This is a genomic window from Streptomyces maremycinicus, from assembly GCF_001184025.1.
Taxonomy (GTDB): domain Bacteria; phylum Actinomycetota; class Actinomycetes; order Streptomycetales; family Streptomycetaceae; genus Streptomyces; species Streptomyces maremycinicus.
Window position 1 is genome coordinate 182,646 of sequence record NZ_BBYG01000012.1, and the last position, 20,906, is coordinate 203,551.

Here is a 20,906-nt window from a genome sequence, read left to right on the forward strand (position 1 = left end):
GACAGCTCGGTGGGTCACCGCGCCGCCACCAACAGCTCCGTGGCCTCCTCGCGTTCGGCCATGCTCCGCAACGGTCCCTCCGAGGCCGCCAGCGCCGCGTAGGAACCCCGCTGCACCACTCGCCCCTCATCCAGCACGAGCACCTCGTCGACCGCTTCGAGACCGGCCAGCCGGTGGGTGATGAGCAGGGTCGTGCGGCCCTCGGTGGCGGCCAGCAGGTCCCGGGTGAGGGCGTCGGCGGTCGGCAGGTCCAGATGCTCGGCGGGCTCGTCGAGCACCAGGACGGGGAAGTCGGCGAGCAACGCCCGGGCCAGCGCGAGCCGCTGCCGCTGCCCGCCGGACAGCCGGGCGCCGTGCTCGCCCACGAGCGTGTCGAGCCCGTCGGGCAGACCGTCGGCCCACTCCAGCAGCCGGGCTCGCGCCAGCGCGTCCCGCAGCTCCTCCTCGCTCGCCTCCCTCTTCGCGAGCAGGAGGTTCTCGCGGACCGAACTGTCGAAGAGGTGCGCGTCCTGCGCGCACAGCCCGACGAGTCGGCGTACGTCGTCACCGTCCAGGGCGTGCGCGTCGACGCCGCCGAGCGTGTACGAGCCCGTGTCGGCGTCGAGGAACCGCAGCAGCACCTGCGCGAGCGTGGTCTTGCCGGAGCCGGAGGGCCCCACGACGGCGATCCGGCGCCCCCGCGTCAAGGTCAGTCCGACCCCGGCGAGCGCGTCCCGGTCCTGCCCGGAATGCCGGGCGGCCAGCCCCCGCAGCACCAGCGGGAAGGGCGACGCGGGCGCCTGACGGGGCCGCTCCGGCTCGCGCACGGGCTCGGGGGAGTCCAGGACCTCGTACACCCGCTCGGCGCTCCGGCGTACCCGTTGGCGGTACTGCACGGCCAGGGGCAGCCCCAGGACGGCTTCGAAGGCGGCCAGCGGGGTGAGGACGACCACGGCCATGGTCACGCCGCCCAGCCGTCCGTCGGCGACCGCCTGGGCGCCCACGAGGGCGGCCGCCGTGACGGTCAGCCCCGACACGAGCGCCGTCAGCCCGTCGCCGAGGGCGGTGGCGGTCGCGGCGCGCGAGGCGATCCGGGTGAGCACCGAGTCGGCCGCGCGCACCCCCGCGGAACGGACGGGCAACGCGCCCGCGACGGTCAGCTCGGCGGTGCCGGTGAGCAGGTCGGCCGTGCGGGTGGCGAGCACCCCTCGGGCAGGGGCGAGCCGACGCTCGGCCCGGCGCGCCACGGCACCCGTGACCAGGGGGACACCGACCCCGGCCAGCAGCAGTCCGGCGGCGAGCACCGCCCCGGCCTCGGGCAGCAGCCACGCGGTGAAGGCGACGGAACCGGCCGAGACGACGAGCGCCGCACCCGCGGGCAGCAGCCAGCGCAGCCAGTAGTCCTGGAGGGCGTCCACGTCGGCGACCAGCCGCGTCAACAGGTCGCCCCGCCGGGTCGAGCGCAGACCCGCGGGCGCCAGCCGCTCCAGCCGGCGCCAGACGGCGACCCGGGTGTCGGCCATCATCCGCAGCACGGCGTCGTGCGAGACGAGCCGCTCCGCGTACCGGAACACCGCCCGCCCGATACCGAAGGTGCGGGTCGCCGTCACGGCCACCATCAGGTAGAGCACCGGCGGCTGCTGTGAGGCCCGCGAGATGAGCCATCCGGAGGTGGCCATGAGGCCCACGGCACTGCCGAGGGCGAGGCTGCCGAGCAAGAGCGCGAGAGCGAGCCGGCCACGTCGAGCGCCGGCCATCGCGCGGACCCGGGCGAGGACGCCACCACCGGTCACGGCCGTACCGGTCCCGGACCCACCGGTGACGGGCGGGGCAGCCGCCTCTTCCAGCGGCGCGGGAGCCTTCTGGCGCACGGCCTCCAGGGGAGCGGGTGCCTCGGCCCCGGCCAGCCGCACCACCCGGTCGGCAACCGCCAGCAGGGCCGGCCGGTGCACGACCAGCAGGACCGTCCGGCCTGCCGCGAGGCGCCGCACGGCCTCCACCACCTCCGCCTCGGTTTCCCCGTCGAGCGCGGCCGTCGGCTCGTCCAGCAGCAGTACGGGCCGGTCCGCGAGAAACGCCCTGGCCAGCGCCAGCCGCTGCCGCTGCCCGGCGGACAGCCCGGCCCCGTCCTCGCCGAGCAGGGTGCCGAGCCCGGCGGGCAGCGCCTCGACGAAGTCCAGCGCCCCGGCGTCCGCCAGGGCCCGGCGTACGGCCGCGTCGTCGGCGTCCGGGCGCGCCAGGCGGACGTTCTCCTCGATCGTCCCGGCGTAGAGGTGCGGGCGCTGCGGCACCCACGCGATCCGAGAGCGCCACTGCTCCAGGTCGGCCGCCGCGAGGTCGACTCCCCCGGCCAGCACCCGGCCCTCGGCCGGCCGCACGAACCCCAGCAGCGCGTTCAGCAGGGTCGACTTGCCCGCGCCGCTCGGTCCGACCAGCGCGACCGTCTCCCCGGGTTCGACGGTGAACGACACATCCGTGACGGCGTCGGCGGACCGCCCGGGGTAGCGGACGGTCACGCCCTCGAAGGCCACCCCTCCCTCGACCACCGCGACGGTGCCCGGTGCCGGTGCCGGCGTCTCCAGCACCTCGAAGATCTCCTCGGCGGCAGCCAGCCCCTCGGCGGCCGCGTGGTACTGCGCCCCGACCTGCCGCAGCGGGAGATACGCCTCCGGCGCCAGTACGAGGATCACCAGGCCGATGTACAGGTCCATCTCGCCGTGGACGAGGCGCATGCCGATCGTCACGGCCACCAGGGCCACCGAGAGCGTCGCCAGCAGCTCCAGCGCGAACGACGAGATGAAGGCGATCCGCAGCGTCCGCATGGTCGCCTGCCGGTACTCACCGGTGATGCGCCGGATCGACTCGGCCTGCGCCTTGGCCCGCCCGAACACCTTGAGCGTGGGCAGCCCGGCGACGACGTCCAGGAAGTGCCCGGACAACCGGGACAGCAGCCGCCACTGACGGTCCATCCGCGACTGCGTGGCCCAGCCGATCAGCACCATGAAGACCGGGATCAGGGGCAGGGTGCCGACAATGATCGCTGCGGACACCCAGTCCTCGGTCACGATCCGCGCGAGCACCGCGACCGGTACGACCACCGCGAGGCCCAACTGCGGGAGATAGCGCGAGAAGTAGTCGTCGAGGGCGTCCACGCCCCGCGTGGCGAGAGCGACCAGCGAACCGGTGCGCCGGCCGCTGAGCCAGTTCGGACCCAGCACGGTGGCCCGCTCCAGCAGCCGCCCGCGCAGCTCGGACTTCACGGCGGCACTCGCGCGGTGCGCGGCGAGTTCGGTGAGCCAGGCCACCAGCGCCCGGCCGATCGCCACAGCCACCAACAGCAGCAGGGGAGTGCGCAGTTCGGCGAGGGACAGTCCGTGCTGGAAGGCCCCCACCACGACCTCGGCGACGAGCATCGCCTGCGCGATGACCAGAGCCGCTCCGACAGCCCCCAGACCGACGACCGCCACCAGGAAGAGGCGGGTGGCGCGGGCGTACCGGAGGAGACGCGGGTCGATCGGTTTCACGTGAAACACCCTTTTCTCACAGAGCGTGTTTCACGTGAAACACGCTCTCCTCATGTGGGGTGTTTCACGTGAAACACCCCACATCAGACTCAGTGGGCGGGCTCGGCGATGTGCTGCGTACCGATCCGCTTGCGGAACACCCAGTACGTCCAGCCCTGGTAGAGGAGCACGATCGGCGTGGCGATTCCCGCACACCAGGTCATGATCTTCAGCGTGTACGGGCTCGACGAGGCGTTGGTCACCGTCAGGCTCCAGCTGTCGTTGAGCGTGGACGGCATGACGTTCGGAAAGAGCGTCAGGAAGAGCATCGCCACGGCGGCCACGATGGTGACGCCGGAGAACGCGAACGACCAGCCCTCGCGTCCCGCCTGGTTCGCCACGAGCGCCGCGACCAGGGCGCCGACCGCCACGACCAGGGCGACCAGACTCTTGGCGTCACCACTGTCGACCTGCGTCCACAGCAGGAAGATCGAAGCGAACACGGCGGTCGCGAGCCCCACCTTGAGCGCCAGCCTCCGTGCCCGTTCCCGGATCTCGCCGACGGTCTTCAGGGCCGTGAACACCGCGCCGTGGAAGGTGAACAGTGTCAGGGTCACCAGACCACCGAGCAGCGCGTACGGGTTGAGCAGGTCCCACACATTGCCCACGTACTCGAAGTTCTGATCGATCTTGACGCCCCCCACGATGTTGCCGAAGGCGACACCCCAGAGGAACGCGGGAAGGAGGGAGGTCCAGAAGATCGCGGTCTCCCAGTTGCGCTGCCAGTTCTCCTCGGGACGCTTCGCCCGGTACTCGAAGGCGACGCCCCGCACGATCAGGCAGACCAGGATGAGCAGCAGCGGCAGGTAGAAGCCGGAGAAGAGCGTGGCGTACCACTCGGGGAAGGCGGCGAAGGTCGCGCCGCCCGCCGTGAGCAGCCACACCTCGTTGCCGTCCCAGACGGGTCCGATCGTGTTGATGAGCACCCGCCGCTCGGGGCGGTCGCGGGCGAGCAGCTTGGTGAGGATGCCGACCCCGAAGTCGAAGCCCTCCAGGAAGAAGTAGCCGGTCCACAGGACGGCGATCAGGACGAACCAGACGTCGTGCAGTTCCATGTCTGTGCAGCTCCCTCGGCCTAGTAGGAGAAGGCCATCGGCTTGTCGGCGTCCCGGGAGTCGCCGCCGATCTTCGTGGGCGGGTTGAGGTCGGCCTCGGTGAGTTCGGGCGGGCCGGCCTTCACGTACTTCACCAGCAGCTTGACCTCGATGACGGCGAGGACCGCGTAGAGCGCCGTGAAGACGATCATCGAGGTGAGGACCTCGCCCTGGGAGACCCCGGGGGAGACCGCGTCACGGGTCTGGAGGACTCCGTAGACGACCCAGGGCTGGCGGCCCATCTCGGTGAAGATCCAGCCCCAGGAGTTGGCGATCAGCGGGAAGCCCAGGGTCCAGATCGCCGCGAGCCAGTAGAGCCGGGTGAGCTTGGGGCCGAGTGCCTTGTTCTTGAACAGCACCACATGCGGCACCTCGTCCTCGCCGACCCTCAGGTGCTGAGGCAGCAGGAACTTCTTGCGGGTGAGCCAGAGTCCTGCCAGGCCGAGCGCGAAGGACGACATGCCGAAGCCGATCATCCAGCGGAATCCCCAGTAGGCGACGGGGATGTTGGGCCGGTAGTCGCCGGGCCCGTACTTCTCCTGTTCGGCCTTGTTCACATCGTTGATGCCGGGGACGTACGAGCTGAAGTCGTCGTTCGCGAGGAAGGACAGCAGACCCGGGATCTCGATGGCGACCTTGTTGTGCCCCTCCTCGACGTCGCCGTAGGCGAAGACCGAGAACGGCGCGGGCGCCTCGCCGTCCCACAGGGCCTCGGCGGCGGCCATCTTCATCGGCTGCTGCTTGAACATGACCTTGCCGAGGGTGTCGCCGCTGATGGCGGTGAGCAGACCGGCGATGACCACGGTGACCAGGCCCAACCGCAGCGAGGTCTTCATCACCGGGATGTGCTTCTTGCGGTACAGATGGAAGGCGGCGATGCCGACCATGAAGGCGCCACCGGTGAGGAAGGCGGCGGACATGGTGTGGAAGACCTGGCTGAGCGCGGTGTTCTGGGTCAGCACGGCCCAGAAGTCGGTGAGCTCGGCCCGCCCCTTCTCCTTGTTGATCCGGTAGCCGACGGGGTGCTGCATCCACGAGTTGGCCGCGAGGATGAAGTACGCCGACAGGATCGTGCCGATCGAGACCATCCAGATGCAGGCCAGGTGGACCTTCTTCGGCAGCTTGTCCCAGCCGAAGATCCACAGACCGATGAAGGTGGACTCGAAGAAGAAGGCGATCAGGGCCTCGAACGCGAGCGGGGCGCCGAAGACGTCTCCGACGAAGCGCGAGTAGTCGGACCAGTTCATACCGAACTGGAACTCCTGCACGATGCCGGTGACGACACCCATCGCAATGTTGATCAAGAAGAGTTTGCCCCAGAACTTCGTCGCCCTGAGGTACTTCTCGTTCGCCGTGCGTACCCAGGCGGTCTCCAGCCCGGCGGTGAGGGCCGCGAGGGAGATCGTCAGGGGGACGAAGAGGAAGTGGTAGACGGTGGTGATGCCGAACTGCCAGCGCGCCAGTGTCTCCGGCGCCAAAGCCAGGTCCACGTCGTCACTCCTTACCCACTCGTGGATCACGCTTGTGAAAGCGTTCACATTCACAAGCTAGTATGACGCACTGATTTTCGACAAGCGAAGGGGGGTCCCCGGCTACCCGCGGGAACCCCCCTGCCACCCCTGCCGACCAGCCGGAACCGGCGGCCGATCACTCGTTACAGCTCCTTGCGGAAGCCTTCCGCCACCTTCAGGAAGATGTCGTTCGCCTCGTTCTCCCCGATCGTCACCCGCACACCCTCACCCGGGAAGGGCCGCACCACGACACCAGCCCGCTCACAGGCGGCGGCGAAGGGAACCGTGGCCTCGCCGAGCCGCAGCCACACGAAGTTGGCCTGGGTCTCGGGCACCGTCCAGCCCTGCGCGCGCAGCCCCTCGACCACCCGCAGGCGCTCGCACACCAGGGAACCGACCCGGCCGAGCAGCGCGTCCTCGGCACGCAGCGAGGCGATCGCGGCCTCCTGCGCGAGCTGGCTCACACCGAACGGCACCGCCGTCTTGCGCAGGGCCTCCGCCACCGGCTCGTGGGCGATGGCGAAGCCGATCCGCAGACCGGCCAGCCCGTAGGCCTTGGAGAAGGTCCGCAGGACGCAGACATTGGGCCGCTCGCGGTACAGCTCCACACCGTCCGGCACCTCGGGGTCGCGGATGAACTCGCGGTACGCCTCGTCGAGCACGACCAGCACGTCACGCGGCACCCGGTCGAGGAACCGTTCCAGCTCGGCCCGCTTCACCACGGTGCCCGTGGGGTTGTTGGGGTTGCAGACGAAGATCAGACGGGTCCGCTCGGTGATGGCGTCGGCCATCGCGTCCAGGTCGTGCACGTCCCCGGGCGTCAGCGGTACCTGCACGGCCTTCGCGCCGCTGATCTGCGTGATGATCGGGTAGGCCTCGAAGGACCGCCAGGCGTAGATCACCTCGTCGCCGGGGCCAGACGTGGCCTGGACGAGCTGCTGGGCGACACCGACCGAGCCGGTGCCGGTGGCCAGGTGGGAGGCGGGGACGCCGAACCGCTCGGACAGCTCCTTGATCAGAAGCGTGCAGGCCAGGTCCGGATAGCGGTTGAAGGCGGCGGCCGCCGCCGTCACCGACTCCATCACGCCCGGCAGCGGCGGATAGGGGTTCTCGTTGGAGGACAGCTTGTAGGCCACGGGACCGCCGCCCGCGGCCGGCTTGCCCGGCTTGTAGGTGGGGATCCCCTCCAGCTCGGCGCGCAGCTTGGGGCTCGTCTCGCTCACCGCAGTCCTCCTCGTGACCACCACCGGGTTCAATACTGCTCACCTTATGAGGATTCGGCGCCGGTGCGTACAGCTGAGCGGGGACCGGGGCTCGAAACGGAGGGACCTCTGCGACTTCTGAGGACGAAGCCGCACGAAGGCGTACGCGCCAGGGGGCGCGCTGCACATATATCTACGCGCCCGTGGTGCACTCCGTGGCGCGCATCCCTCGTGCAGGTGAGTTGAGACCTCTTCGAGACATCGGCGCGTTGGCAGGCTCATCCGTGCCGACGCGTCACGTCTTGGCATTGGAGGAGTTAACTGCATTGGTTTCCAAGGTACTTGGTGGTGTTTGGCCTTGCAGAAACGTGCCTGTCAATGCGTGCATATGCGTCCGCCCTACCCCACCGAATGAGCCCTACTATCGGCTCGCCATGACAGCAGCAGGGAAGCACCAGGTGAGCCGCGCGGAAACCTCACGCCGAGGCAGCCGGCCGGGCCGGGCGGGCATCAGGGACGTGGCCGCCGCCGCCGGAGTCTCCATCACGACCGTCTCCGACGCCCTCAACGGCAAGGGCAGGCTCCCGGACGCCACCCGACGCCATGTCCGCGAGGTCGCCGACCGACTCGGCTACCGCCCTTCGGCGGCGGCCCGAACCCTCCGTACCGGCAAGTCGGGCCTCATCGGCCTGACCGTGACGACATACGGGGATGAACCTTTCACCTTCACCGAGTTCGCGTACTTCGCGGAGATGGCGCGCGCCGCGACCTCGGCCGCGCTCGCCCGCGGCTACGCGCTCGTCATCCTCCCCGCGACCTCGCGCCACGACGTGTGGTCCAACGTCGCCCTGGACGGCACGGTCGTCATCGATCCCTCCGATCAGGATCCGGTGGTCAGCGAGCTGGTCCGGCAGGGGTTACCGGTCGTCTCCGACGGCCGCCCGGCCGGCACGCTCCCGGTCACCGCGTGGGTGGACAACGACCACGAGGCCGCCGTCCTCGACATCCTCGACCACCTGGCCGACGCCGGCGCCCGCCGGATCGGCCTCCTCACCGGCACCACGACGGACACCTACACACACCTGTCGACCAGCGCGTACCTGCGGTGGTGCGAGCGGGTCGGGCAGGACCCGGTCTACGAGGCCTACCCCGCCCACGACCCGTGCGCGGGCGCCGTGGCCGCCGACCGGCTCCTCGCCCGCCCCGACCGCCCCGACGCCGTCTACGGACTGTTCGACCCCAACGGCACCGACCTGCTCGCCGCGGCCCGCCGCTACGGGCTGCGGGTCCCCGAGGACCTGCTGATCGTGTGCTGTAGCGAGTCCACGGTGTACGCCAACACCGAGCCGCCGGTGACGACCCTGTCGCTGAAGCCGCGCCGCATCGGCACGGCGGTGGTGCAACTCCTCATCGACGCGATCGAGGGTGCGGAATCGGACCGCCCGGTCGAGCAGGTGATACCCACGGAACTGTTCGTACGGACGTCCTCGCAGCGACGCCCCCCACGGACCACGGTCAGCCCGCCCCGGACGCCGGAGGAGAACTAGCCGGCCGCCGCTCCCCAGGACCCACGCCACGGCGCGAGTCGCGGGGAGCGGCGGCCTGTTCGGGGGAGCGCGGGGGCGGACGGCGCGGGAGAGGTGGTGCGGCAGGGGCGGGCGTTGCGGGAGGGGGCGCGCGGTGCGGAGGGGAGCGGGCCCTGCCGGAGGGGAGCGGGCGCTGCGGAGGGGAGCGGCAGCGCGTAGGGAGTGGTGCGCGTCAACGAAAGTTGGCGGGAGGCACGTACGGGCGGTTTTCGGCGGTGCGGGAGACATCGGACGTCGCATCGGCAACAGCCTCCTCATCGACCCCGTTCCGGCCGCCGAAATCGACCGCGTCCGGCCGATGCCGTCCTCGGATCCGTCCGACGGAGCAGCCCGCAGGGGTGGGGCGCGGGTGCGGGCACGGTGCGCGCCGGGTGAGCGCGCACTGCCGAAGCCCTGCCCAATCGGGGCGAATGCCGCGATGAACTGGAGCCTTGCTCCGATTCACCACCCCTGGGTCATCACACGGCACGATCCGCATTCCTATGATGGACGCACGGCACCGCGGGCCGCTGCGACCAGGCAGCCCGAAGGGTGCAGATGCGGCGCGATGGTGGAGGGGTCTGATGACTCAGGGGGCCGGTCAGGGACCCGAGGTGGAGCGGACGGCGACGTTGCGCGACTTCCGGGTGCCCGCGTACGTGCACGAGACCGGTCCGTACGACCCCGGCACGGAACCCGGCAATGCCGCGCCGCCGATCGAGGAGCCGCTGGAGCACCCGGACGGCTACACGCCCACCCAGCGCGACCTGCCCGTCATCAGCCGGCGCGGTGACACCCTCCAGGTGGCGGTGGACCCGGCGGCCGTGCAGGCCCCGCTGCCGGCGACCGGCCCGGGACCGCTGTTCGTCGTCGGCGACGTCCATGGCTACCTCGACGAACTGGTGGCCGCGCTCCAGGAGAAGGGCCTGGTCGACTCCGCCGGCAACTGGTGCGCGGGCACCGCCCGGCTGTGGTTCCTCGGTGACTTCACCGACCGCGGCCCGGACGGCATCGGCGTCATCGACCTCGTCATGCGGCTGTCCGCGGAGGCCGCGGCGGCCGGCGGGTACTGCAAGGCCCTCATGGGCAACCACGAACTGCTGCTGCTCGGCGCCAAGCGTTTCGGCGACACGCCCGTGAACTCCGGTGCGGGCACCGCCACCTTCCAGGCGGCCTGGCTGCTCAACGGCGGCCAGAAGCACGACATGGACCGTCTCCAGGATCACCACCTCCAGTGGATGGCCCGCCTCGACGCGGTCGAGGAGGTCGACGGCCACCTGCTCGTCCACTCCGACACCACCGCCTACCTCGACTACGGCGACTCGATCGAGGCGGTCAACGACACCGTCCGCGAGACGATCACGCGCAACGACGCGGACGAGGTGTGGGACCTGTTCCGCAAGTTCACCAAGCGCTTCTCCTTCCGCGACGAGGGCGGCGCCGACGCCGTACGCTCCCTGCTCGATACGTACGGCGGCACCCGGATCGTTCACGGCCACAGCCCGATTCCCTACCTTCTGGGCGAAGTCGGCTCCGAGGACGGCGAGGACAACGGCGGCCCGCATGTCGAGGGGCCGCACGTCTACGCGGACGGGCTGGCCATCGCGATGGACGGCGGCGTGACGATGGCCGGAAAGCTGCTGGTCCAGCAACTGCCCCTGGACATCTGAGTAGTCCCCGGGCATCTCCCGGGGCAGAAGTACCCCACTGTGGGTCGTCGGTGACGTCGCAGGCCAGGGGCCAATTTCGGCAAACCCCCTGTCACCCCATGCCGTCACCGCTCTACCATCGGGTTATCCGTAGCAGGCTCCCCTCCGTTTCTGCCCGACGGCTCGTTGGCATGCGAGCCCCAAGCCCTACGGAGCATCGGGGGATGCAGATGAACAGCGTTCCGCAGCACCTCAACAGCGAGGACCGCCAAGAGTACGAGCGAATCCTCGACGAGGCGCTGCGCTCCGCCCCACACCACCCGGAACTGACCGCAGTCGGACAGCGGCTCAACCCCGAACAACTGCGCACCATGGCCCTCAACGCCTCGGCCCTCATCACGGTGGCCGCGGCGGCCGAGTACCAGCACTATGTGAAGGTCCGCGAGGAACTGCGCCATCCCGCGCCGTCCACCCCGTCGTCCCCGTCCGAGACCGGCTCCGCGGAGCCGGGCGCGGCCGCGATGGGGCTCGCCACCACCATGGGGGAGGCGGCCCAGGCCGCCGAAGCCGCCGGGGCGGGCGCCGTCGCCGCGGTCCTGACCCCCGTCCTCGCCGGGGCAGCCGCGGTGATCTTCCTGCTCGTCGGCTATCTCCTCAGGATGCTCGACCCCGAGCAGGGGTTCGCCCGGACCATGGTCACCGCCGGCTGGACGTTCGGGGCCGTGGCGGTGGCCGCGATCCTCGTCGCCACCGTCGCGCTGCTGCTCACCGCTCTGCGCAACCGGCCCTCCCTGGAGGCGGGACCGTACAGCGAACTGAGCCAGGAGGTCGACCAGGCCAGGGAAGCCTGGCGGGAAGCCCTGCTGGTGCGCGGCATCCTGCCGTTTCTCCGGGAGGCGCTCGCCGATCCCGGCACGGCGGCGGCCCTGCACACCGCTCCCGCCCCACCGGCCCCCGTCAACCGCCTCCCGAAGATCGGCTACGACCGCCCGGGGTTCAGCAGCCCGGACGACGGCCGCTCGACCGGCCCGCGCCCGAGCTTCAGCAGCCCGGACTACAGCAGCCCGGACTTCGGCGGCCCGGAGCACCAGCCGGAATAGGCACTCGGCTTGCGCCCCCGCCGACCCCACCGAGGGGGAGCGCAAGCCGTACGCCCGGCGCCGGGCGTACGGGTGAGGAGCCGGTCCACGGACCGGGCCTGCCCGCCCTGCGGCGCTCAGCGCCGCGCTCGGCCCGCGTCCGGCCCCGTGCTCAGTGCTGCCTTGTGCTCAGTGCTGCCCTCTGCCGGCCCGGTCACGGAGCCGTGCGGCCCAGAAGAGCGAGCCCCGGGTCATCGGTCATCGGTCATCGGTCGGTCATCGGTCAGATGATGCCCGCTCGGCCGGCCTCGGTGAGCCAGCTGGGGAACTCGGACAGCAGCCGGTCGTAGAGCTCTTGGTCCGGGACGGTGCTGATGTCGTCCACGGAGAAGAACCCCACATTGTCGACGCGGCGGCCCGGCAGTGTGTCGAACCGCTCCAGGACGCCGTAATTGGACCGGCCGAGCCCGACGAACTGCCAGAAGATCGGCTCCTCGACCGCCGCCCGCAGCTCCCGCTCGATCGCCGCGTCGCGATAGACCCCTCCGTCGGAGAAGAACAGCACCAAGGTCGGAGCGGCCGCCGGATTCTCCCGGACATACGATCTGACCTGGGCGATCGCCTTCTGTTCCTCGTTCTGGATACCGACCGAGCGCATGTCGACCTGTCCCGGCTCCATTCCCTTGCGAGGCTTCTTGCCGCGCCGGAACAGACTGATCTCGCCCACCCGCACATGCAGCCGCAGCCACTCGGGGAGCTCCCCCAACCGCAGGTCGGGAAGGCGTGCGGCCTCGCTGGCGAAGGTCCAGGCCTGCATCTCACCGTCGTCGTCGAGTTGCGCCGCCACCGCCGCCATACGCTCCACGACGTCCGCCACCACCCCCCGCGAGTACAGGAACGACATCGACCCGGAGGCATCGAGGACGAGTACGATCCGCGCGCTGATCCCCGCCACTCCCCGCTTGCTCAGGCTGACCGCGACCTGCTCCTTGCGCAGCGACAGCCGCTTGCGCATGTCGACGGGAAGCCGCTCCTCCCCCTTGGTCAGCCGCGGACCGGGCGGTGCGGTACTGGTGGACGACGTGCTGGTGGACGACGTGCTCGTGGGCGGGATACCGGTCGGCGCAGAGCTGGTCGGTGGAGTGACCATGGGTGGGGTCATGGCTTGTGGGGTGATCGCGGGCGGAGCGACCGGGCGGCTCGGCGGGGTGACCGCCTGCTCGGGTTCGTCGTCGACCGTGATGCCGAAGTCCGTGGCCACCCCGGAGAGCCCGGAGGCGTACCCCTGTCCGACCGCCCGGAACTTCCAGCGCCCCTCGCGCAGATACAGCTCACCGGCGATGAACGCCGTCTCCGTGGCGCCCTGCATCTCGAAGCGGGCCACTTCGGAGCGCCCTTCCCCGTCGAGCAGTCTCAACGTCAGGCCGGTCACCTGACCGAAGGTGCCGCCGTCGGCCGACGCACACAGCACCACCCGTGTGATGGCGCCCTCCAGTGAGCGCAGGTCGACCTGGACCGCGTCGCTCATCACACCGGCCTCACTCCGCTTGCCGATGTGGCGTACGGCGCCGGAGGCGTGCAGCGGCTGGTTGTAGAAGACGAAGTCCCCGTCGTCACGCACCCGGCCGTCCTGCGCCAGCAGCAGCGCCGAGGCGTCGATGTCCGGCCCGCCGGCCCTCTCGGCCCAGCTGAGTTCGACCCGTACGTCCGGCACGTCGACCGGCAGATTGGCACCCTTGCTCAGGAATCGCGCTGTCATGGAGGCAAGTGTGCCGAGTCGGCGCTCCGGGGCAACCCAATGAGCGCGATGCTCTCCTCCTGGGCGACCGCCAGGAGCCGGCCGTCAGGGCTCAACGCCGCGACCGGTGTCGGTATGTGGGTGACTCCGAAGGCACCCGCCCGGCGCGACACCCTCACCTCGGGCCACTCCTCCACCACTTCACCCGTCATGACGTCGATCAACCGGGGGTGGCCGTGCAGGGAGACGACGCGACCGCCTCCGGCGAGCAGCGTGCCGACCTCGAAATCTACGGAGTTGCGACGCAGCCACGCCCGCCGGGACAGGGACCACACTCCGATTCGGCGGGGACCGAGGGCGGCGGTGTCCTCGTCCGTGAGGAACTCGTCTCCGGTCGCCACCACCAGTCGGTCATGGTCGAGCCAGCACGCGGACTCCACCTCGGCGTCGATACCCGGCTGCCAGGGCAGCACCCCGTGGCCGTCCAGCACGGCCGGGTCCGCCAGGGCACCCTCGAGATCGAACACCTCGACGATGCCGTACGGATGCCAGACCCATCCCGCCACCAGCACATGCCTGCCGTCCCCGGCCACCGACAGCCGGGAATGGAACACATCCCTCGCCTCACGGGGGCCGGTGGTGAGCCGCTGTCCCGTCGCCGCGTCCTCGATCTGGAGCACGCCGTACTCCTCCGGGCAGTGGACCAGGATCTCCCGGCCGTCCCTCAGGGTCCCCAGGGCCACGGGGTAGTCGTAGTCCTCGGCGTGGTCCGGGCAGCGCGTCAGCTCACGGAGGGGGTGCGTGCCCTCCAGCAACAGCGCTTCGGTCCCCCGTTCCGGGTAGACGACGCTGTAGCGGCCGGACGGTGAGACGACACCTCTGTCGAAGCCGGTGCCGGTGTTGAGGCCAGTGTTGAAGCCGGGGCCGTGATCGATGGCGATCCGGCGCTCCACGCCGTCGGTGCTCCACGCCCGGCCCCCCACCACGTCGACCAGTTCGTCGCCCTGCCAGGCCAACGACCGGACCGGCGCTGTCGATTTCACCCACTCCACGGTCCCTCTCCCCCTCCGCCGACGGCAACCACGCCGCCTCCCCATCGGTGACGGCTGCACGGTGGCGGCTGCTCAGGGCGCTGTCCCCCGGTGTGGACCCCTGGGGACAGCGCCCGTCCGCGTACGTCAGTCAGCCAGCGGCAGGTACACCCGGTTGCCGCTCGCCGCGAACTCCTTCGACTTCTCCAGCATGCCCTCGGCGATCTCCTCCGCCGAGGCCCCGTCGGCCGCCCCCGCGCCGAACCGCTCGTTGATGTTCTGGCTGATCTTCATCGAGCAGAACTTCGGCCCGCACATCGAGCAGAAGTGCGCCGTCTTCGCCGGTTCCGCGGGGAGCGTCTCGTCGTGGAACTCCCGCGCGGTGTCCGGGTCGAGGGCGAGATTGAACTGGTCCTCCCAGCGGAACTCGAAGCGGGCGTCGGACAGCGCGTCGTCCCATTCCTGCGCTCCGGGGTGCCCCTTGGCGAGGTCGGCCGCATGGGCGGCGATCTTGTAGGTGATCACGCCGGTCTTGACGTCATCCCGGTTGGGCAGGCCCAGATGCTCCTTGGGCGTGACGTAGCAGAGCATCGCCGTGCCCCACCAGGCGATCATCGCGGCACCGATACCGGAGGTGATGTGGTCGTACGCCGGCGCGACGTCCGTCGTCAGCGGGCCGAGCGTATAGAACGGAGCTTCATCACAGATCTCCTGCTGAAGGTCGATGTTCTCCTTGATCTTGTGCATCGGGACATGGCCCGGGCCCTCGATCATCGTCTGTACATCAAAACGCTTCGCGATCCGGTTGAGTTCCCCGAGCGTCCTCAACTCAGCGAACTGCGCCGCGTCGTTGGCGTCCGCGATGGAGCCCGGCCGCAGGCCGTCGCCCAGCGAGTACGTGACGTCGTAGGCGGCGAGGATCTCGCAGAGTTCCTCGAAGTTCTCGTAGAGGAACGACTCCTTGTGATGCGCGAGGCACCACGCCGCCATGATCGAACCACCGCGCGACACGATGCCGGTCTTGCGGTTGGCGGTGAGCGGGACGTACGCGAGGCGGACACCGGCGTGGACCGTCATGTAGTCCACGCCCTGCTCGGCCTGCTCGATGACGGTGTCCTTGTAGATCTCCCAGGTCAGTTCCTCCGCGCGGCCGTCGACCTTCTCCAGCGCCTGGTACAGCGGCACCGTGCCGATGGGGACGGGGGAGTTGCGCAGCACCCACTCGCGGGTGGTGTGGATGTTGCGGCCGGTCGACAGGTCCATGACCGTGTCGGCGCCCCAACGGGTCGCCCAGGTCATCTTCTCGACCTCCTCCTCGATGGAGGACGTCACCGCCGAGTTGCCGATGTTGGCGTTGACCTTCACCAGGAACCGCTTGCCGATGATCATCGGCTCGATCTCCGGATGGTTCACGTTGACCGGCAGCACGGCGCGGCCCGCGGCGATCTCCTCCCGAACGACCTCGGGAGAAACGTTCTCCCGGATGGCGACGAACTCCATCTCCGGAGTGATCTCCCCCCGGCGCGCGTACGCGAGCTGGGTGACCGCCCCGCCACCCCGGCCACGGCGCGGCAGACGCGGCCGACCCGGGAAGACCGCGTCGAGGTTGCGCAGACCGCCTCGCGGTGAGGTGTGCTTGATGCCGTCGTCCTCGGGCCGGACCGGACGGCCCGCGTATTCCTCTGTGTCGCCCCGGGCGATGATCCAGTTCTCACGCAACGGCGACAGGCCCCTGCGCACGTCGGTCTCGACGAGTGGATCGGTGTACGGGCCGGAGGTGTCGTACAGGGTGACCGACTGCCCGTTGGTGAGATGCACCTGGCGAACCGGCACCTGGAGATCGGGGCGAGCGCCCTCGACGTACCCCTTGTGCCAGCCGATGGACTTCCCAGCCTCCGCGTCGTTCACGTCGACCGAGCTTCCGCTGGTCGCGTTCTGCGTGAAGGCAGGCGTGCGTGCGTCCTTGTTGGTCATGAGACCTACTCCCTACGCCGGCATTACCCGGTAACAGGTTCGGCGGTCGACGCAGCGGCTACCGCCTACCGACGTTTCATGTGAAACATCACTCGACTCGAGAGACGTTCCACGTGAAACATCGCAAAGACGGAGGTCAGCGCCCTCTCAGCCCGGTGCTCCGAGCTCCCGCGTGTGCAAAGGTTGGCTCCACGCTAGCGTCAATTCTGGCGCGGTGAACAGAGGGCCCGTGCCGTTCTTGCGATGATCGGTCGGTGACCACGACACACCAGCCCCCGTACCCGCCGCCCGAGCCGCCTCGCCGACCCGGCGCCACCAGTGGCCCCGGCAGCGGTTCTGGCACTGGCTCAGGCAGCGGTTCGGGCAGCGGCCCCAGAGGGGACCGCGACTTCAGCAACGGTCACGAGCACCCGCGGAACCCCGAGCGCGGGCCGGGATACGCCGGTGGACTCGGTGGGCTGAGACGCGTCGGAACTCCCGGCGGTCAAGGCGGTCAAGGACCCGGCTCCGACGGCGGCTTCGGGCCTGCTGCGCGGACGGGGCCGGGTTCCGGCTTCGGTTCTGGTTCTGGTTCCGGGAACGGGAACGGGAACGGGAACGGTCGAGGCTACGGAAACGGCCCAGGGCTCGGCACCGGCCGGGGTCACCAGGACGGGCAGGGGCACGGAAGCGGGCAGGAGACCCAGAACGGCCAGGGCTACGGGAACGACCAGGGCTACGGAGGCGACCGGAGGTACGGGGGCGGAGCCGCTCCCGGGCAGGAGTACGGCCCCGACCGTGGCGCCGGCCCTCGTCCCGACCCTCGTCCCGGCCCTGGTGACGGATACGGCTTCGACCGCGAACACAGCCAAGGTCACGGCCAGGGCCAGGGCCACGACGGTGGTCATGGTGGCGGGCCCGGTGACGGCCCGGGCCAGGGTCACGGCGGCGGTCACGGCCATGGCGGTGGTCATGGCCCGGGCGACGGACACGGGCACGGGCACGGGCCTGGCGACGGGCACGGTTCGGGCTCGGGCGGCGGGCACGGGCATTCGCACAGCCACAGTCACGGCCCGGCGGCACCCGTCTCCCAGCACCTGCGCAAGGTCATCGCCGCCATCCTGATCCCGTTCGGAGCCGCGGTACTGGTGGGGCTCGTGGTGCTCTGGCCCGGTGGAGCCCCGGCCCATGAACGCACCGGAGTCGGCTTCGACCGGCAGACCCAGCAGGCCACGGTCACCAAGGTCGTCAGCGTGAGCTGCGCATCGGTGAACGCCTCGGGCGGCACCCCCACCGGCGACACCTCCACGGCCGAGGGCTCCTCCGCGCAGCAGCAGGCGAGCGGCGACTGCAAGCGGGCCACGATCCGAGTGGACACCGGCGACGACAAGGGCCGTACGTTCACCGAGATCGTCCAGCCGGACCAGTCACGGCAGTTGGAGCAGGGCGAGAAGGTCGTGGTCGCCTACGAGCCCTCCGCGCCCAAGGACCTCCAGTACTCGGTGACCGATGTGAACCGCCGCATCCCCATGGCGGTCCTGGCCATCATCTTCGCGGTCGCCGTCGTGGTCGTCGGGCGGCTGCGGGGTGTCATGGCGCTGGTCGCGCTGGCCATCAGCTTCATGGTGCTGAACTTCTTCGTCCTGCCCGCGATCCTCCAGGGGTCGAACCCGCTGGTCGTCGCGGTGGTGGGATCGAGCGCCATCATGCTGATCGCGCTCTATCTCTGTCACGGGCTGTCGGCCCGCACCTCCGTCGCGGTGCTCGGCACGCTGATCTCCCTGCTGCTGATCGGCGTCCTGGGCTCGGTGTTCATCGACTGGGCCGCGCTGACCGGCAACACGGACGACAACACCGGCCTGATCCACGGCCTGTACCCGTCCATCGACATGAGCGGTCTGCTGCTGGCCGGCATCATCATCGGCTCGCTCGGTGTCCTCGACGACGTGACGGTCACCCAGACCTCGGCGGTCTGGGAACTGCACGAGGCCAACCCCGCGATGGGCTGGCGCGGCCTGTACCGGGCCGGCATCCGCATCGGCCGCGACCACATCGCGTCCGTGGTCAACACGCTCGTCCTCGCCTACGCCGGTGCCGCGCTGCCGCTGCTGCTGCTCTTCTCGATCGCGCAGAGCAGCGTGGGCAGTGTCGCCAACAGCGAGCTGGTCGCCGAGGAGATCGTGCGCACCCTGGTGGGCTCGATCGGCCTGGTCGCCTCCGTGCCCGTCACGACGGCCCTGGCGGCCCTGGTGGTCTCCGCCGACCGGCCGGGCGCCGGCAAGGCCCACGTGGCGGCTCCGGAAGCGGCTCCTGCGGCTGCGGTGGGGGCGACGGCCGCGGGGGGCAGCGCCCAGGCCCGGGGCGGCCGTGGCAGGCGACGCAAGCGCTGAGCCCGGAGGGCGCCCGAGTACGGATCGCACCGGCCGACTCGGGCGCACTGCTCACCTTCCCGGCAAGGCCGTTTCAACGCCTGCGCCACCGCAAGAAGAAGCGTTACTGCACAACATGACACCGACCGCGACGAAACACTCTCCACGACTCGACGCGCCACGGTCCTCCGCGCCACCACCTGCCGCGCCACCCCTCACGTCGCTCTCACTCGCTGCGTCCGCACATCAGCCGGCGCTCTGCTCCTCCGCCAGGATCCGGTCCAGTGCCTCGTCCAGATGCGCGTCGAAATCGGCGAGAGCACCCTCCTGGCCCAGTGGCACCAGTTTGTCGGTGCGGTCGAGGAACGCCACGAGCGGTGCCGCCGAGGAGCGGAACAGCGCCTGGTCTCCTCCGACCTGAAGGCGGATCAGAACCTCCCCCAGCACATCGGGGTCCACCGGCGAGACACGGACATCCCCTTCGCCGCACGGCCTGCCCACCCCGTCGATGAGCAGCTCGCGCCCGAAGGCCCAGGTCACCGGGGCGTCACCGGGCAGATGGAAGGTGAGCCGGACCGCGTACGGATCGCACGACTCGTACCCCAGCTCCACCGGAATGCGGAACGAGAGCTCATCGGAGACGAGGAAGCTCATCATGACCTCTGCCTGTACTGCCTGTACGGACTCGCGCATCGCCTAACCCCGTCATTTGCCGCCGACTGGCCGGGAATGGACCTTCTGACCCTGCATGCATCTTGCTGAAAGTACACAACAGATCACAAGGAGTGAGTTTTCAGATACTGATAGAGATCGCCAGCGATCCCAGAAGCCGTCCGATCTCGCTCTGGAGTTGGCGCGCCGCCGGCAGCAGACGGTCGGCGTGATGGGCGGGCAGAGAGATCGCCATGGTGGCCGCGGTGGTACCCACGGTGATCGGGATGGCCGCGCACACCGTGCCCAGCGCGTACTCCTGCCGTTCGACGACCGGCTCCATCCGCCGCATCCGCTCCAGGCGCCGTAGCAAGGTGCGGTTGTCGCGCACGGTGTACGGGGTGATCGACTGCGCGGGGTAGCGGTCCAGATGGTCGCGGCGGGCGTCTTCGTCCAGCTGGGAGAGCAGGCACTGGCCGATCGCGTGCGCGTGTCCGGTCTCGCCGAAGTCGGCCCACTCCTCGACCGCCGGATTGCCCGGGGTGTCGGAGACGCACATGATCTCGATCTCGCCGTCGCGGTACCGGGCGTAGTAGACGGGCACACCGATCGAATCGCGCCACTGCGCGAGGGTGTCGGCGACCGTGCTGCGACGTTTCTGCGCCGCTCCGCTCCTGCCGAGCCGCTCAGCCGCCTCACCGAGGAAGAACAGCCCCTTCTCCCGTCGCAGATAGCCCTCGTGCACGAGGGTGCGCAGCAGGTGGTAGGCCGTCGGCAGGGCGAGTTCGGTCTCGCGGGCGAGTTGTTTGGCCGGAGCCCCGCACTCGTGCGCCGCGACGGATTCCAGCAGGCGCATGGCGCGCTGGACGGAGCCGATCAGGGTGGCGGCGGGGTGCGGATGCTCGGGAGTGTTCGAGTTCGCGTTCGGATTCGGGTTCAGGTTCAGGTTCGGGTTCGGGTTCGGTGGGCGCTGGAGCGGGGGTGCGGCGGAACGCGGCCGGGCGGGGGGTGCGAACGGTTCTGCCGATGCGGTGTCAACCATGACCACGGGTCACTTCCGGAGCGCGAGGGGGGAGATCCGTGCGGGGAACACGGGAGGGGGGGTGTGCGCCACTCGCGGGGGTTCGCCCCGCGACGAGTTCCGGACTTTAACCGTCTGCCACCGCGTACAGACGGGCTGTCAGGGAAACTTCCCCCGGCCGAGGGAACAGGCGATTCCTGTTACCGCTCACCGGCCTCCCGCACGGCTCACCAGTCGCTGCGCGACGAGGAGCTCGAAGTGAACTTCCTTACGACGTAGATCAGTCCGCCGACCAGCGCCACGAACACCAGCAGCTTGAAGAGCAGACCGATCACGAACCCCACGACGCTGGCTATGAGGCCGCCGAACACGACCAGGGCGATGGCCGGCACCGCGACCCACTTCACCCACCACGGCATTCCCGCGAAGATCTCTCGCATCGCCCTTTTCCTCATCCTCTTCGGTCGATGTCCGGCTCCCTTGCCGGGCCGGAGCGCTTCG

Annotated in this window: 14 protein-coding genes; 4 read left to right on the top strand and 10 right to left on the bottom strand. The window is 70.1% G+C overall.

The genetic code is table 11. The features are described from left to right. Positions 1-14: 14 nt before the first annotated feature. The 4 genes from cydD to hisC all read right to left on the bottom strand — a co-directional run bounded on the left by cydD (position 15) and on the right by hisC (position 7,370). Positions 15-3,503: a thiol reductant ABC exporter subunit CydD gene (gene cydD, locus AOQ37_RS13925; RefSeq protein ID WP_062644769.1), complete on the bottom strand. Its 3,489-nt coding sequence runs from the start codon at positions 3,501-3,503 to the stop codon at positions 15-17. An 89-nt stretch (positions 3,504-3,592) separates the two neighbouring features. Then, on the bottom strand, positions 3,593-4,597 hold the full coding sequence (cydB, locus tag AOQ37_RS13930; protein ID WP_062644771.1) for a cytochrome d ubiquinol oxidase subunit II: 1,005 nt from the start codon (positions 4,595-4,597) through the stop codon (positions 3,593-3,595). A 20-nt stretch (positions 4,598-4,617) separates the two neighbouring features. Further along, positions 4,618-6,126, bottom strand: a complete 1,509-nt coding sequence (locus AOQ37_RS13935; RefSeq protein WP_062644773.1) for a cytochrome ubiquinol oxidase subunit I — start codon at positions 6,124-6,126, stop codon at positions 4,618-4,620. Positions 6,127-6,290: 164 nt separating this feature from the next. Further along, positions 6,291-7,370, bottom strand: coding sequence for a histidinol-phosphate transaminase (hisC, locus tag AOQ37_RS13940; RefSeq protein ID WP_062644775.1), 1,080 nt, complete (start codon positions 7,368-7,370; stop codon positions 6,291-6,293). 413 nt (positions 7,371-7,783) lie between these two features. Between hisC and AOQ37_RS13945 the strand changes: the two genes are divergently transcribed. The 3 genes from AOQ37_RS13945 (at position 7,784) to AOQ37_RS13955 (ending at position 11,663) form a co-directional block, all read left to right on the top strand. Further along, positions 7,784-8,896: a LacI family DNA-binding transcriptional regulator gene (locus AOQ37_RS13945; protein ID WP_078890167.1), complete on the top strand. Its 1,113-nt coding sequence runs from the start codon at positions 7,784-7,786 to the stop codon at positions 8,894-8,896. 602 nt (positions 8,897-9,498) lie between these two features. Further along, on the top strand, positions 9,499-10,584 hold the full coding sequence (locus AOQ37_RS13950) for a metallophosphoesterase (protein ID WP_062644779.1): 1,086 nt from the start codon (positions 9,499-9,501) through the stop codon (positions 10,582-10,584). Positions 10,585-10,787: 203 nt separating this feature from the next. Then, positions 10,788-11,663: a hypothetical protein gene (locus AOQ37_RS13955; RefSeq protein WP_062644781.1), complete on the top strand. Its 876-nt coding sequence runs from the start codon at positions 10,788-10,790 to the stop codon at positions 11,661-11,663. A 262-nt stretch (positions 11,664-11,925) separates the two neighbouring features. Here AOQ37_RS13955 and AOQ37_RS13960 read toward each other — a convergent pair whose 3' ends face one another. The 3 genes from AOQ37_RS13960 to thiC all read right to left on the bottom strand — a co-directional run bounded on the left by AOQ37_RS13960 (position 11,926) and on the right by thiC (position 16,385). Next, the gene (locus AOQ37_RS13960) at positions 11,926-13,401 is read right to left on the bottom strand and encodes a VWA domain-containing protein (protein ID WP_062644783.1); all 1,476 of its coding nucleotides are present in this window, start codon (positions 13,399-13,401) and stop codon (positions 11,926-11,928) included. Then, the gene (locus tag AOQ37_RS13965; RefSeq protein WP_234436898.1) at positions 13,398-14,423 is read right to left on the bottom strand and encodes a WD40 repeat domain-containing protein; all 1,026 of its coding nucleotides are present in this window, start codon (positions 14,421-14,423) and stop codon (positions 13,398-13,400) included. The genes AOQ37_RS13960 and AOQ37_RS13965 overlap by 4 nt, the downstream gene beginning before the upstream one ends. Positions 14,424-14,558: 135 nt before the next feature. Then, on the bottom strand, positions 14,559-16,385 hold the full coding sequence (thiC, locus tag AOQ37_RS13970) for a phosphomethylpyrimidine synthase ThiC (RefSeq protein ID WP_062644787.1): 1,827 nt from the start codon (positions 16,383-16,385) through the stop codon (positions 14,559-14,561). Between the two features lie 1,136 nt (positions 16,386-17,521). Between thiC and AOQ37_RS13980 the strand changes: the two genes are divergently transcribed. After that, positions 17,522-18,754 (top strand): YibE/F family protein, encoded by a 1,233-nt coding sequence (locus AOQ37_RS13980; protein WP_234436899.1) that lies wholly within the window; start codon positions 17,522-17,524, stop codon positions 18,752-18,754. Positions 18,755-18,979: 225 nt separating this feature from the next. On the opposite strand, the gene AOQ37_RS13985 is transcribed toward AOQ37_RS13980, so the two are convergent. The 3 genes from AOQ37_RS13985 to AOQ37_RS13995 all read right to left on the bottom strand — a co-directional run bounded on the left by AOQ37_RS13985 (position 18,980) and on the right by AOQ37_RS13995 (position 20,845). Continuing rightward, on the bottom strand, positions 18,980-19,426 hold the full coding sequence (locus AOQ37_RS13985; RefSeq protein WP_062644793.1) for an SsgA family sporulation/cell division regulator: 447 nt from the start codon (positions 19,424-19,426) through the stop codon (positions 18,980-18,982). 100 nt (positions 19,427-19,526) lie between these two features. Then, positions 19,527-20,426, bottom strand: coding sequence for an IclR family transcriptional regulator (locus AOQ37_RS13990; protein WP_234436900.1), 900 nt, complete (start codon positions 20,424-20,426; stop codon positions 19,527-19,529). A gap of 206 nt (positions 20,427-20,632) precedes the next feature. Continuing rightward, a complete protein-coding gene (locus tag AOQ37_RS13995; RefSeq protein ID WP_062644795.1) occupies positions 20,633-20,845 on the bottom strand; it encodes a DUF5326 family protein in 213 nt (70 codons plus the stop codon). Positions 20,846-20,906: the final 61 nt, after the last annotated feature.